Genomic DNA, 14,150 nt, shown 5'->3' with positions numbered 1-14,150 from the left:
CTGCACAGGAGGAAAAGCAATCATGGAACGAAAAGATACGAAAGTGGTAAAAATAGGAGACCGTATCATCGGTGGAAAAAATCCAATCCTGATACAGTCAATGACCAATACAAAGACAGAGGATGTAAAAGCAACCGTAGAGCAGATTAACCGTCTGGCAGCGGCAGGCTGTGATATCATCCGCTGTGCGGTGCCGACAATGGAAGCCGCAGAAGCATTGACTGAGATTAAGAAGCAGATAGCAATACCACTGGTTGCAGATATTCATTTTGATTACCGGCTGGCTATTGCTGCCATGGAGCATGGTGCAGATAAAATCAGAATCAATCCGGGCAACATCGGAAGCGAAGAGCGTGTGCAGGCTGTGGTAGACGTAGCAAAGGAAAGAAATATTCCAATCCGTGTGGGAGTCAACAGCGGTTCACTGGAAAAGGATTTAGTAGAAAAATATCATGGTGTTACCGCAGAAGGCATTGTAGAAAGTGCTTTGGATAAAGTGCATCTTATTGAAGATATGGGATATGACAATCTCGTTATCAGTATCAAATCTTCAGATGTTATGATGTGTGTAAAAGCCCATGAACTGATTGCTGAGCAAACCGATCATCCACTGCATGTGGGAATTACAGAGGCAGGAACGATTATCAGCGGAAATATTAAATCCTCCATTGGACTGGGACTGATTTTAAATCAGGGGATTGGAGATACCATTCGTGTTTCATTAACCGGAGATCCGTTAGAAGAAATCAAATCAGCAAAACTGATTTTAAGAACTTTAGGGCTTCGTAAAGGTGGTATAGAAGTCGTATCCTGTCCGACCTGTGGAAGAACAAGAATCAACTTAATCGAACTGGCAAATCAGGTAGAGAATATGGTAGCGGATATTCCTTTAGACATCAAGGTTGCTGTTATGGGCTGTGTAGTCAACGGACCGGGAGAAGCCAAGGAAGCCGATATCGGAATTGCCGGTGGTGTGGGAGAAGGACTAATTATAAAGCATGGTCAGATAGACCGTAAAGTACCGGAGAATCAGCTCTTAAGTGAATTAAGAAAGGAACTTTTGAACTGGAATAAGGAGTAGGAAAAATTATGGCAAAACTGTTTTTTGAAGTTTTTCCGACATTAAAGATTACCGGAGAGATGAGTGCACTTTTGAAAGAAACAGAGATTACAAAAGTGGCATCGAATTCCGCACAGAATGCACTGCGGATTTATTTAGAGAGTACAAGGCTAATTCCCAAACCGGAAATCTATCATATTGAACAAGAAATCAGACAACAGCTATTTCCGCACAAGGAGATAGCTGTTAAAATCATAGAAAAATTTAATTTATCCAGCCAGTATACACCGGAAAAACTGATGGCGGTATACCGGGAGAGTATTTTAGAAGAGATTCGCAATTACAGCGTACTGCTCTATAATCTGATGCGCTGCAGCAAAATGGAATTTGACCGGGAAGACCATATGATTCTTACCTTAGAGGATACCATTGTTGCCACAGAGCGGAGCAATGAACTGATTGATATCTTAGAAAAAATCATCTGCGAACGTTGTGGATTAAAATTAATGATTGAGCCACAGTATGAGAAGCCGGCAGAAAATGATTATTTAAAGAGCGCAGACAGCCAGATTGAAACAGAGGTTGCCCATATCGTGGCACGAACCGCTGCTGCAAGAACGCAGAATGCGGATGGCATGGAACAGCCTGCTGCCAATGAAGCAAACGCACAGCCGGATGCTAGAGCGTCAGAAAAGGAAAAAACACCTGCTGCCCCGGAGAAAAAACAGACTACCGGCACAGAAGGTGCAGGAGCAGCACCTGCTGCTGGAAAGAATAACTTTTCCGGCGGAAAGGATTTTAAGGGAAAATCTTCCTTCCAGAGAAGAGATTTTGTTAAAAAATCAGACAATCCGGATGTTATTTATGGCCGTGATTTTGAAGAGGATGCAATTCCGATTGAGACCATCGTAGGTGAAATGGGAGAAGTTGTCATCCGTGGACAGATAATGACATTAGATACAAGAGAAATCCGTGGTGAAAAGACAATTATCATTATGTCGGTAACGGATTTTACGGATTCCATTGTGCTTAAAATCTTTACAAAAAATGAGAATCTACCGGAACTGATGGGAGATTTGAAAAAGGGAGCATTTCTTAAAATTAAAGGTGTAACGACCATTGATAAATTTGACAGTGAGCTGACCATCGGCTCCATTGTCGGAATTAAGAAAATCCCTGATTTTACTACAATAAGAATGGACAACAGCCCGTTAAAGAGAGTAGAGCTTCATTGCCATACCAAGATGAGTGACATGGATGGTGTTACTGATGTAGGAGATCTGGTAAAAAGGGCATATAAGTGGGGACATAAGGCACTGGCGATTACCGATCATGGAAATGTCCAGGCATTCCCGATTGCAAACCATGCACTGCCGGATGACCCGGACTTTAAGATTATCTATGGTGTGGAAGCTTATCTTGTGGATGACTTGAAGGACATTGTAGAAAATTCAAAGAATCAGTCTCTGCAGGATACCTATGTGGTATTCGATATAGAGACCACCGGATTTTCACCGCTGGTAAATAAAATTATTGAAATTGGTGCGGTAAAAGTAGAAAAAGGGAATATAACCGAGCGCTTTTCCACTTTTGTTAATCCGGAAGTGCCGATTCCGTTCCACATTGAAAATCTGACCGGAATCAAAGATGATATGGTAATTACGGCACCGGTGATTGCAGAAGTTATGCCGGAGTTCTTAGCCTTCTGTGATGGTGCTGTTATGGTAGCACACAATGCTGATTTTGATATGAGCTTTATCAAATATAACTGTGACCGTTTAAGCATTCCTTATGATTTTACCATTGCAGATACTGTTGCCATGGCACGAATGCTGTTGCCGAATCTGAACCGTTTTAAGCTGGATACCGTAGCAAGGGCATTAAATATTTCGCTGGAGAATCATCACCGTGCGGTAGACGATGCAGCATGTACCGCTGAAATATTTGAAAAGTTTGTAAAAATGCTTGCTGACCGTGGCATCAATACACTGGATGAATTAAATGCCGAGGGACATGTCAGCAAAGAGACCGTTATGAAGATGCCGACCCATCATGCTATTATTCTTGCAACGAATGATCTGGGTCGTGTGAATCTCTATAAGCTGATATCCTTATCCCACCTTGATTATTTCCATCAGAGGGCGAGAATTCCAAAGAGCGAATACTTAAAACACAAGGAAGGCTTACTGATTGGTTCTGCCTGTGAGGCGGGAGAACTTTATCAGGCAATTTTACAGGGACGGCCGCAGGAAGAGATTATCCGTCTGGTGAAGTTTTATGATTACCTTGAAATCCAGCCTCTTGGAAATAATGCATTTATGATAAAAGATGAAAAAGCACCGATTTCCACCATGGATGAATTAAAGGACATTAACCGCCGGATTGTAAAATTAGGAGAAGAATTCCATAAGCCGGTTGTGGCAACCTGTGATGTGCATTTTATGGACCCGGAGGATGAAGTATACCGTCGTATTATTCTGGCGGGTAAAGGCTTTAAGGATGCCGATGAGCAGGCTCCGCTATATCTTCGTACCACAGAAGAAATGTTGGAGGAATTCAGCTATTTAGGCAGTGAGAAAGCGAAAGAAGTTGTTATCGATAATACCAATAAGATCGCAGATATGTGCGAGCGCATTTCTCCGGTTCGCCCGGATAAGTGTCCGCCGGTAATTGAAAATTCCGATCAGATGCTGCGTGATATCTGCTATAACAAGGCACATGAGATGTATGGAGAGGATTTGCCGGAAATCGTATCGGAGCGGTTGGAGCGGGAGTTAAAATCCATTATCGGAAACGGTTATGCGGTAATGTATATCATTGCCCAGAAGCTGGTTTGGAAATCAAATGAGGATGGTTATCTGGTAGGTTCCCGTGGATCCGTAGGTTCTTCTTTTGCGGCAACCATGTCCGGAATCACGGAGGTAAATCCGCTGGCACCGCATTATTACTGTGCCCACTGTCATTACAGTGATTTTGATTCGCCGGAAGTAAAGAAATATGGCGGACAGTCCGGTTGTGACATGCCGGATAAGCGGTGTCCGAACTGTGGCAAGCCGTTAGTGAAAGCCGGTTTTGATATTCCGTTTGAAACATTCCTTGGATTTAAGGGGAATAAAGAGCCGGATATTGATCTTAACTTTTCCGGTGATTACCAGAGTAAATCCCATAAGTATACAGAAGTAATTTTCGGCGCGGGACAGACCTTCCGTGCCGGAACCATTGGTACGCTGGCAGATAAAACCGCATTCGGTTATGTAAAGAATTATTATGAAGAGCATGGTGTGCATAAGAGAAATTGTGAGATAGACCGGATTGTGCAGGGCTGCGTGGGAATCCACCGGACCACCGGACAGCATCCGGGAGGTATCGTAGTATTGCCGGTGGGGGAAGAGATTTATTCCTTTACACCGATTCAGCATCCTGCTAACGATATGACAACCGATATTATTACGACGCATTTTGAGTACCATTCCATTGATCACAACTTATTAAAGCTTGATATTCTCGGACACGACGATCCGACCATGATCCGTATGCTTGAGGACTTAACCGGAATTGATGCACAGAAGATTCCGTTGGATGATAAGTCCGTCATGTCCTTATTTAAGAATACCAGTGCACTGAGTATTACACCGGATATGTTGACAAACTGTACACTTGGAGCACTTGGAATTCCAGAGTTTGGAACAGACTTTGCGATGCAGATGTTAATTGACGCAGATCCGCAGTCCTTTTCCCATCTGATTCGAATTGCAGGTCTTTCACACGGTACGGATGTATGGTTAGGAAATGCCCAGACATTGATTGAAGAGGGAAAAGCAACCATTTCTACGGCAATCTGTACCCGTGATGATATTATGATTTATCTTATCAGTATGGGACTTGACAGTGAGGAATCCTTTACCATTATGGAGTCTGTCCGTAAGGGAAAGGGCTTAAAACCAGAGTGGGAGGAAGAAATGACTGCCCACGGCGTACCGGACTGGTATATCTGGTCCTGTAAGAAGATTAAGTATATGTTCCCGAAAGCCCATGCGGCGGCATACGTTATGATGGCATGGCGTATTGCTTACTGCAAGGTGTTTTATCCGCTGGCATATTATGCAGCATACTTTTCCATCCGTGCAACCGGATTCAGTTATGAGCTTATGTGTCAGGGAAAAGACAAGCTGAATTATTTCATGCGTGATTATGAGAAACGAAAGGATTCACTATCGAAGAAGGAGCAGGATACCTATAAGGATATGCGTATTGTGCAGGAAATGTATGCAAGAGGCTATGAGTTCTGGACCATTGATTTATATAAAGCCCAGGCATCCCGTTTCCAGATTATTGATGGCAAACTGATGCCTGCCTTAAGTACCATAGATGGTCTTGGCGAGAAGGCGGCAGAGGCAGTGGTAGAGGCTGCCAAGGATGGTCCGTTCCTTTCCAAGGATGATTTCAGACAGCGGACCAAAGTTAGTAAGACCGTAATTGATCTGATGGGAGACCTTGGATTATTTGGGGACTTGCCGGAATCAAACCAGCTTTCTTTATTTGATTTTTAATACATAGGAAGGTATAATTGTTAAAAGGAGTGAAGAGCATGAACGAAGTATATGAAAAGCTTTTAAAATGTTATGCGTGTTTTGAAGATAAGATTGATTTTAAACCACAGGCAGCATTGATTTTAGGCTCCGGATTAGGAGATTATGCTGACACGAATATGAAGGTGGAAGCAGTGCTTGATTATCACGATATTGAAGGGTTTCCGATATCAACGGTACCGGGGCATAAGGGGCGCTTCGTATTCGGTTATGTAGGGGATGTGCCGGTAGTATGTATGCAGGGACGTGTGCATTATTACGAAGGTTATTCCATGCAGGATGTTGTGCTACCAACAAGATTAATGAAAATGATGGGAGCAAAGGTACTCTTTCTTACCAATGCTGCAGGGGGAATACAGCAGGGAATGAAAGCCGGAGATCTGATGATGATTACCGGGCAGATTGGCTGCTTTGTACCATCTCCTTTAATCGGGGCAAATATCGATGAACTGGGGGAAAGGTTCCCGGATATGAGCCATATCTATGATGAGGATTTACAGAAAATAATCCGAAAAGCTGCCATTGAAGCAGATATTCCGCTTCGGGAAGGCACTTACCTGCAGTTATCAGGACCGAATTTTGAAACACCACAGGAGATTTCCATGTGCCGTGTACTGGGGGCAGATGCGGTAGGCATGAGTACAGCCTGTGAAGCCATTGCAGCAAATCATATGGGGATGAAAATCTGCGGTATTTCCTGTATTTCAAATCTTGCGGCAGGAATTTCACCATTTTCCCTGACACACCGTGAAGTTCAGGAGACAGCAGATCGTGTTGCACCATTGTTTAAAAAGCTGGTGACCGATTCTATTACCGGTATGAAAACACATCTGTAAGAAAAGAAAACGGTATAGCAGGAAGCAGCTATAGAAATTAAATGTAAGAGGCAGCCATCTATCAGGAGAAGGTAGAAGATAAGGAGGGGATTGCGTATGAATATACGTTTTTACAATGCCAGAATCTTAGTGTCGTCAGAGGGACATTCTTTTCAGGTGATAACCGGAGAATTGTGGGTAAAGAAAAATGAGATTATCTATATCGGGGATGGTCTTGATACGGAACGTGTTTTTGAAAAAGAGCCGGCAGGAATGATTCTTTGGGACAGAGAAATTGATGCAGAGAAAAACCTGCTGCTGCCAGGCTTTAAAAATGCCCATACCCATACAGCAATGACGTTTTTGCGTTCCTATGCAGATGACCTGCCATTACAGGACTGGCTGACAAAGCAGGTATTTCCGAAAGAGGCACTGCTTACGGCAGATGATATATACTGGCTCAGTATTCTTGGAATCATGGAATATCTGACCAGTGGCATCACTTCAAATTTTGATATGTATTTCTTTCCGGAGACAATTGCAAAGGCTTCCATAGACTGTGGATTCCGGACCATGCAGGTCAGCAGCTTCAATGATTTCACAAGCTCCATTGAAGAGATGGAAGAAATTTATCATAAAGTCAATGAAATGAGTGACTTAACCGGTTATGTGCCGGGATTTCATGCGGAATATACCACCTCAAAAGAGCACTTAAAACAGGTGGCAGCATTATCCGAAAAGCTGCATGCACCGGTATATTTCCATAATTCCGAGACTGCACTTGAAGTAGAACAGTGTAAGGAGCGTTATGGAATGACACCGACCCGGCTGATGGAAGAGCTTGGAATGTTTCAATATGGCGGCGGTGGTTATCACTGTGTATATTTTGAAGATGAGGATTTTGAAATTTTTCGAAAGAGAAATCTTACGGCAGTAACGAATCCTGCATCGAATCTGAAGCTGGCAAGCGGAATCGCACCGATTGACCGCTTTATAAAAGAGGAAATTAATCTTGCTATCGGAACAGATGGCCCGGCAAGTAATAACTGCCTTGATATGTTCCGGGAAATGTTTTTAACTACCGGTCTGGCAAAGGTCAGAGAAAAGGATGCAGCCTGTGTTGGCGCGGAAGAAGTACTTTATATGGCAACGACAGGAGGAGCTGTAGCCATGGGATTAAATGAATGCGATAGTCTGGCAGAAGGAAAGAAAGCAGATTTAATCATGCTTGATTTAAAACAGCCGAATATGCAGCCGGAAAATAATCTCGTCAGGAATATTGTATACAGCGGAAGCAAACAGAATGTAAAGCTTACTATGGTAAATGGACAAATTCTTTATGAAGATAACACATTTCAGATTGGATTTGAACCGGAAGAAATATACCGGAAAGCAAATGAAATTATTGGCAGAATGAAATGAGAGGAACGATATGAAAGTAATATTTGTACATCATAGCTGTTTTGTGGTGGAAATGGAAGATGTGGTTTTGATATTTGATTATTTTGAAGGAAACCGTGTAACCGGTTATACTTTTACCGGAGTGCTTCCGGTATTTGACAAAGACAAATCCATTTATTTCTTTGCAAGCCATAAGCATCAGGACCACTTTGATATGAATATTTTAAAACTGGCAGAGGATTATGAAGACATTCATTTTATTTTGTCAAAAGATACCAAAATGAGCCCGAATTTTATGAAAAAACACGGTATTCCGGAGCGGGCAAAGAAATGTATCGAATATGTCATTCCGGATAAGAAATATGAAATCGGAAAAGTGAAGGTAAGAACCCTTCGTTCCACGGATGCCGGTGTGGCGTTTTTGGTAAAGACCTGTGGCAAGACCATTTATCATGCAGGAGACCTTCATAACTGGAAGATGGAGCATGTGGGAGAGCTGATTAATGGCAAGATGGAGCGGGACTATAGACACCAGATACGCAAGTTAGAAGGTGAGCATATCAATGTGGCATTTGTGGTTTTAGACCCGAGACTTGGTGAGTATACTGACCTTGGTTTGGCTTATTTCATGAAAAATGTGGAAGCTGATTATGTATTCCCGATGCATATGTGGCAGGATTATTCTGCCATTGAAAAATACAAGCAAAAATGTGATAATCATTTGTATACGGACCGAATCATGGATATCGAAAAAGAAAATCAGGTATTTGATATGGACAATCTCAAATGAAATTCTTGAATTATGCCATTAATTGGTCTATACTTAATACGTTTCCTGCTTAGGGGAAGGAAACTATTTCGTTACACGGGAAATCGGTAAAAAGTGGTTCCCGTAGTTAAAAACAGGAGGAAGAATGTATGGATAATTTTCTCGCATTTGGAGGCAGTTTTTTACAGTATGTAGTTATTTTTGTGATTCTGGTTGCAATTGCAGTTCTCGGTGTGTTTACAGGTATTGCACTGCGGAAACGGAAAGATGCAAAGGAACTGGCATTACATGAAGATAAAAAGGAAGAAAAATAGTTTTTTGGAGGAATTATTGTGAAGAAATACGGAGTAAATGACTTAAGAAGAATGTATCTTGAATTCTTTGAGAGCAAAGGACATCTGGCAATGAAGAGCTTTTCTTTAGTACCACATAATGATAACAGTCTTCTGCTTATCAATGCTGGTATGGCTCCATTAAAGCCATATTTTACAGGACAGGAGATTCCGCCGAGAAGAAGAGTGACAACCTGTCAGAAATGTATTCGTACCGGAGACATTGAAAATGTAGGTAAGACAGCAAGACATCTTACCTTCTTTGAGATGCTTGGAAACTTCTCTTTTGGTGATTATTTCAAACATGAAGCAATTGCATGGTCATGGGAATTCCTGACAAAAGTGTTAGAGCTTGACCCGGAGCGCCTGTATCCGTCTATTTATGGAGAAGACGAAGAAGCATTTGAAATCTGGACCAAAGAAGTCGGTGTTCCGGCAGAGAAAATTACCAGATTCTATCGTGACCCGGAAACCGGAGAATGTGATAACTTCTGGGAGCATGGTGCAGGACCTTGCGGACCATGTTCTGAAATCTATTATGACCGTGGAGAAAAATATGGCTGTGGAAGTCCTGACTGTAAAGTAGGATGTGAGTGTGACCGTTTCATGGAAGTATGGAACAACGTATTTACACAGTTTGAAGGAGATGGCAAAGGTGGTTATACCGAGCTTTCCCAGAAAAATATTGATACCGGAATGGGATTAGAGCGTCTGGCAGTTGTTATGCAGGATGTAGACTCCGTATTTGATATTGATACTATGAAAGCAATCCGTGATAAGATTTGTGAATTATCAGGAAAGACTTATCAGCAGGATGCATTAGATGACGTTTCTATCCGTCTGATTACAGACCATATCCGCTCTGTAACCTTTATGGTATCCGACGGAATTATGCCAAGTAACGAAGGAAGAGGTTATGTTTTAAGAAGACTGATTCGTCGTGCTGCAAGACATGGCAGATTACTTGGAATTGATGGACTGTTTCTGGCAAAACTCAGTGATACTGTTATTCGTGAGAGCAAGGATGGTTATCCGGAATTAGAGGAGAAGAAAGATTTCATCTTCAAGGTATTATCCCAGGAAGAAGAAAAATTCAATAAAACAATTGACCAGGGACTTGCTATCTTAGCAGAGATGCAGGACAAGCTGGAAAAAGAAGGAAAGAAAGAATTATCCGGAGAGGATGCTTTCAAGCTTTATGATACTTATGGATTCCCTCTTGACCTGACACAGGAAATCTTAGAAGAAAAAGGATTTACCATTGATGAAGCCGGATTTAAGGCTGCAATGGAAGAGCAGAGAGAAAAAGCAAGAAAAGCAAGAAAAGTAACCAACTACATGGGTGCAGATGTTACCGTATATGAATCCATCGACCCAAGTATTACGACAGAATTTGTAGGATATGTGAACAATACTTATGCCTCTAAGATTACAGTAATGACTACCGAGACTGAAATCACAGAAGCTTTATCCGATGGCGAGATTGGAACTATTTTCGTAGAGAGAACTCCATTCTATGCAACCATGGGTGGACAGGTAGCAGATACCGGTGTTATCAGCAGCAAGGACGGAAGCTTTGTCTTTGAAGTAGAAGATACCGTAAAGATGCTTGGCGGCAAAGTCGGACATATTGGTAAAGTTACCAAGGGAATGATTAAGACCGGTGATGAAGTAGAACTTTCCATTGATGTAGACAGAAGACTTGCAATCGGAAAGAACCACAGTGCAACACATCTTCTTCAGGAAGCCTTAAGAGAAGTACTTGGTACCCATGTACAGCAGTCCGGTTCTTATGTAGACGAGCACAGATTAAGATTTGACTTTACACATTTCTCAGCAATGACAGCAGATGAGATTACCAAAGTGGAAGACATTGTAAACCAGAAAATTGCAGAAGCTCTTCCTGTTATAACAGAAGTAATGTCTTTAGAGGATGCAAAGAAGACCGGTGCAATGGCATTATTTGGTGAGAAATACGGTGATAACGTCCGTGTTGTAAAAATGGGAGATTTTTCTACCGAGCTTTGCGGTGGTACCCATGTAAGCAATACAAGTGCAGTCCAGGCATTTAAGATTATTTCCGAGGCTGGAATTCAGGCTGGAGTCAGAAGAATTGAAGCCCTGACATCCAAAGGTGTATTTGAATATTATGACCAGTTAGAAGAAACCTTAAAAGAGGCTGCAAAATTATTAAAAGCGACACCTGCAAATCTTGTTGAGCGTGTAAATCATGTATTAGGCGAAGTAAAAGCATTACAGTCTGAAAATGAATCCTTAAAGAGCAAAGTGGCAAAGGATGCATTAGGTGATGTTATGAATCAGGTGGAGGAAGTAGCTGGTGTGAAACTTTTAGCAACCAGCGTTTCCGGTGTAGATATGAATGGTTTAAGAGACTTAGGAGACCAGCTCAAAGAGAAGCTTGGCGAAGGTGTTATCGTATTAGCTTCTGATTGTGATGGCAAAGTAAATCTTGTTGCAATGGCAACTGAGGAAGCAATGGGCAAGGGTGCACATGCCGGTAACCTCATCAAGGGAATTGCTGCGAAGGTTGGCGGAGGCGGCGGTGGCCGTCCAAATATGGCTCAGGCCGGTGGTAAGAATCCGGCTGGCATCAAAGATGCTTTGACAGAAGCAAAGACTGTTCTTGCACAGCAGTTAGCATAAAATATACTGAATTAAAAATATTTTCCGGAAAATTGGAAAAACAGCAAAAAAACGGTTGACGTACGGGAAAATTATGCTATAATCTTTGGTAGTGCAATAAAATTACCCAAACAGTTGAATATGCACAATACGCAACTGGAGGGAGGTTAGGTGTGAGACAATGTCAAATGTAATCGTAAAAGAAAACGAGACGTTAGATAGCGCTTTACGCAGATTCAAAAGAAACTGTGCGAAAGCTGGTATCCAGCAGGAAATCCGTAAAAGAGAGCATTACGAGAAACCAAGTGTTAAACGTAAGAAAAAATCGGAAGCTGCAAGAAAACGTAAGTACAACTAATAAGATAGAAAGCTGTCACATTTGTGGCAGCTTTCACTTTTTTACTTTACAGGAAATTGCTTTCCTGTAAAGTAAAAAACGCTCCGCGAGGATGCACACTGCGGCGTATAAGGTAGATGTCGCAAGCGACCGCCGCAGGCGCGAGAATGTGCCAAGGCACATTCTCTGTTCTATTGCCAAGCTTATGGGTTGCCAAGCATTCGTAAGAAACTGCCGGTGGCAGGTTTTGTAGGAGGGAAACAAATTTTAGAGCATATTTTATAAGACAAGTCATATATTAGTCGTGAGGAGAAATCCTTGCGACTTTTTTACTTTACAGGAAATTGCTTTCCTGTAAAGTAAAAAATGCTCCGCGAGGATGCGCACTGCGGCGTATAAGGTAGATGTCGCAAGCGACCGCTGCAGGTGCGAGAATGTGCCAAGGCACATTCTTTTTTACGCATGTTTCTCGTAGTTACGCAAGTAGACTAGAAAGAATATATTGATAGACCGAAAGAAAGGAGTGACCCCGGAAACAATGTTAGAACAGGTACTTCAGATTTTCCCGGCAGAGCTTCGGAAAATGCTGCTTGCAAATAAAGATAAATTAAAGGAGACAGAGGAAATACGCATTCGTATAAACCAGCCGATGATTCTCTGGGATGGGAGAAAGGAATATTTTTTAGATAAGCTAAGTGGCAGATTAAGTGTGGAGGCGGAAGGAAGTTATTACATAAAGGAAAGTGATATTTCTGCGATGCTGACTTTTTTAAGCAGGTATTCCATTTATGCCTATGAAGAAGAGTTAAAGAGTGGATTCCTGACCTTAGAAGGTGGACACCGGGTAGGAGTAACCGGACAGATCCGGATGGAGGGAGAAAAGGTGGAACAGCTTGCTTATGTCGGATCATTGAACATAAGAATTGCACATCAGAAGATTGGATGTGCAAAGGAAATTCTGCCCTTTATCAGAACAGAACAGAGTGTGAGAAATACGCTTTTCGTATCTTCCGTTGGGATTGGAAAGACAACCCTGCTCCGGGACAGTATTCGTCTGATTTCCGGAGATGAGACAAGCAGAATACACTTTAAAGTAGGGGTGGTAGATGAACGTTCTGAGATAGCAGCCTGCTGCCATGGAATACCGCAGAATAATCTTGGCATACGTACAGATGTGATAGACCGGTGTAAAAAGGCTGTGGGAATGCGGATGCTTCTTCGTTCCATGTCGCCGGATGTAATTGCAGTGGATGAACTTGGTTCCATGGAAGATTTTCAGGCAGTGGATGAAGTATTGCATTGTGGCTGCAGTATTCTTGGAACCATTCACGCGGCTGATATGTTGGAGTTACAACAAAAGGAACAACTTCAAAAATGGCTAGAACAAAAGATTTTTGAGCGGTATGTCATCTTAAAAAAGGATGATGGTGGAAGAAGACATTTTATGATTTATGATGGGGCATGGGAAAAAATATGGTCCGATTGATAGGAGTTGTGCTGATACTTTTGGGGACAGTTGGGATTGGTTATGACAGGATGCAGCAGATAAAGCGGCATTATAAAGGGCTTTTAGACTGGCGGGAATGTATGCTGAAAATACAGGGAGATATGCAGAGCTTAAAGAAGCCGCTGCCGGATATTATTGCAGAATTGGGGCATCATGCACCGGAAGGCTTTCAGTCCTTTTTTATGCAGGTTCATAAGGAACTGATGCAGTATGAGAACAGCAGTCCGAAAAGCTGTTGGAAGGAGGCATGGAAGTCATGGGAGAACCGGGAAATATTTACGAAAGAGGAAGGACAGCTGTTTTTGGAGTGCGGAAGGCTTTTGGAACAGGGAAGCGGAGGGCTGTTTGAAAAAGAAGCAGAGATACTGATAGAGAGAATCAATATTTTGATTCAAAGGGAACAGACAGAGATGCGAGAGAGGATAAAAGTCAGCATGTACCTGTGTGCTACTGCAGGAATATTTCTGGTGCTGATTCTGGTTTAATGGAGGAGAAGATGAGCGTAAACCTGATATTTAAAATTGCGGCAGTCGGTATTTTGGTGACGGTAATCAGCCAGGTGCTAAAGCACAGTGGGCGAGAAGAACATGCATTTTTAACCAGTCTGGCAGGACTTTTGATTGTGCTGTTCTGGATTGTTCCATACATATATGATTTGTTTGAAACGATGAAGTCACTATTTTCGTTGTAGAGGAGA

11 protein-coding genes are annotated in these 14,150 nt (G+C 42.2%); all 11 read left to right on the top strand.

The annotated features are described in order from the left end of the window. The first annotated feature begins 22 nt into the window (after positions 1 to 22). A complete protein-coding gene (ispG, locus tag DV740_RS04295) occupies positions 23 to 1,081 on the top strand; it encodes a flavodoxin-dependent (E)-4-hydroxy-3-methylbut-2-enyl-diphosphate synthase (RefSeq protein ID WP_117698710.1) in 1,059 nt (352 codons plus the stop codon). Between the two features lie 8 nt (positions 1,082 to 1,089). After that, a complete protein-coding gene (locus DV740_RS04290; protein WP_118087516.1) occupies positions 1,090 to 5,610 on the top strand; it encodes a PolC-type DNA polymerase III in 4,521 nt (1,506 codons plus the stop codon). Between the two features lie 38 nt (positions 5,611 to 5,648). Then, complete coding sequence (locus tag DV740_RS04285) at positions 5,649 to 6,485, top strand: purine-nucleoside phosphorylase (RefSeq protein ID WP_118087515.1); 837 nt, start codon at positions 5,649 to 5,651, stop codon at positions 6,483 to 6,485. A 96-nt stretch (positions 6,486 to 6,581) separates the two neighbouring features. Continuing rightward, entirely contained in the window at positions 6,582 to 7,886 is a 1,305-nt protein-coding gene (locus DV740_RS04280) for an amidohydrolase (RefSeq protein ID WP_118087514.1), read from the top strand. Positions 7,887 to 7,896: 10 nt separating this feature from the next. Continuing rightward, on the top strand, positions 7,897 to 8,655 hold the full coding sequence (locus tag DV740_RS04275) for an MBL fold metallo-hydrolase (protein ID WP_118087513.1): 759 nt from the start codon (positions 7,897 to 7,899) through the stop codon (positions 8,653 to 8,655). Positions 8,656 to 8,783: 128 nt separating this feature from the next. Further along, a complete protein-coding gene (locus DV740_RS04270) occupies positions 8,784 to 8,948 on the top strand; it encodes a vanadium nitrogenase (RefSeq protein ID WP_117698712.1) in 165 nt (54 codons plus the stop codon). An 18-nt stretch (positions 8,949 to 8,966) separates the two neighbouring features. Continuing rightward, on the top strand, positions 8,967 to 11,630 hold the full coding sequence (alaS, locus tag DV740_RS04265; protein WP_330415585.1) for an alanine--tRNA ligase: 2,664 nt from the start codon (positions 8,967 to 8,969) through the stop codon (positions 11,628 to 11,630). Between the two features lie 160 nt (positions 11,631 to 11,790). Continuing rightward, the gene (gene rpsU / locus DV740_RS04260) at positions 11,791 to 11,967 is read left to right on the top strand and encodes a 30S ribosomal protein S21 (protein WP_021737899.1); all 177 of its coding nucleotides are present in this window, start codon (positions 11,791 to 11,793) and stop codon (positions 11,965 to 11,967) included. 517 nt (positions 11,968 to 12,484) lie between these two features. After that, on the top strand, positions 12,485 to 13,432 hold the full coding sequence (gene spoIIIAA, locus DV740_RS04255) for a stage III sporulation protein AA (RefSeq protein ID WP_118087511.1): 948 nt from the start codon (positions 12,485 to 12,487) through the stop codon (positions 13,430 to 13,432). Next, positions 13,420 to 13,938, top strand: a complete 519-nt coding sequence (locus DV740_RS04250) for a stage III sporulation protein AB (RefSeq protein ID WP_158561511.1) — start codon at positions 13,420 to 13,422, stop codon at positions 13,936 to 13,938. The genes spoIIIAA and DV740_RS04250 overlap by 13 nt, the downstream gene beginning before the upstream one ends. Before the next feature lie 11 nt (positions 13,939 to 13,949). After that, entirely contained in the window at positions 13,950 to 14,144 is a 195-nt protein-coding gene (gene spoIIIAC / locus DV740_RS04245; protein WP_022243260.1) for a stage III sporulation protein AC, read from the top strand. Positions 14,145 to 14,150: the final 6 nt, after the last annotated feature.

The sequence above is a fragment of the Roseburia sp. AF02-12 genome (assembly GCF_003461765.1).
Lineage (GTDB): Bacteria > Bacillota > Clostridia > Lachnospirales > Lachnospiraceae > Roseburia_C > Roseburia_C amylophila.
This window is presented reverse-complemented; position numbering and strand designations above follow the sequence as displayed.

What these genes read in the sequence shown, in the direction of transcription:
- ispG (WP_117698710.1), top strand. Translation starts at nt 23, where the DNA reads ATGGAACGAAAAGATACGAAAGTGGTAAAAATAGGAGACCGTATCATC.
- DV740_RS04290 (WP_118087516.1), top strand. Translation starts at nt 1,090, where the DNA reads ATGGCAAAACTGTTTTTTGAAGTTTTTCCGACATTAAAGATTACCGGA.
- DV740_RS04285 (WP_118087515.1), top strand. Translation starts at nt 5,649, where the DNA reads ATGAACGAAGTATATGAAAAGCTTTTAAAATGTTATGCGTGTTTTGAA.
- DV740_RS04280 (WP_118087514.1), top strand. Translation starts at nt 6,582, where the DNA reads ATGAATATACGTTTTTACAATGCCAGAATCTTAGTGTCGTCAGAGGGA.
- DV740_RS04275 (WP_118087513.1), top strand. Translation starts at nt 7,897, where the DNA reads ATGAAAGTAATATTTGTACATCATAGCTGTTTTGTGGTGGAAATGGAA.
- DV740_RS04270 (WP_117698712.1), top strand. Translation starts at nt 8,784, where the DNA reads ATGGATAATTTTCTCGCATTTGGAGGCAGTTTTTTACAGTATGTAGTT.
- rpsU (WP_021737899.1), top strand. Translation starts at nt 11,791, where the DNA reads ATGTCAAATGTAATCGTAAAAGAAAACGAGACGTTAGATAGCGCTTTA.
- spoIIIAA (WP_118087511.1), top strand. Translation starts at nt 12,485, where the DNA reads ATGTTAGAACAGGTACTTCAGATTTTCCCGGCAGAGCTTCGGAAAATG.
- DV740_RS04250 (WP_158561511.1), top strand. Translation starts at nt 13,420, where the DNA reads ATGGTCCGATTGATAGGAGTTGTGCTGATACTTTTGGGGACAGTTGGG.
- spoIIIAC (WP_022243260.1), top strand. Translation starts at nt 13,950, where the DNA reads ATGAGCGTAAACCTGATATTTAAAATTGCGGCAGTCGGTATTTTGGTG.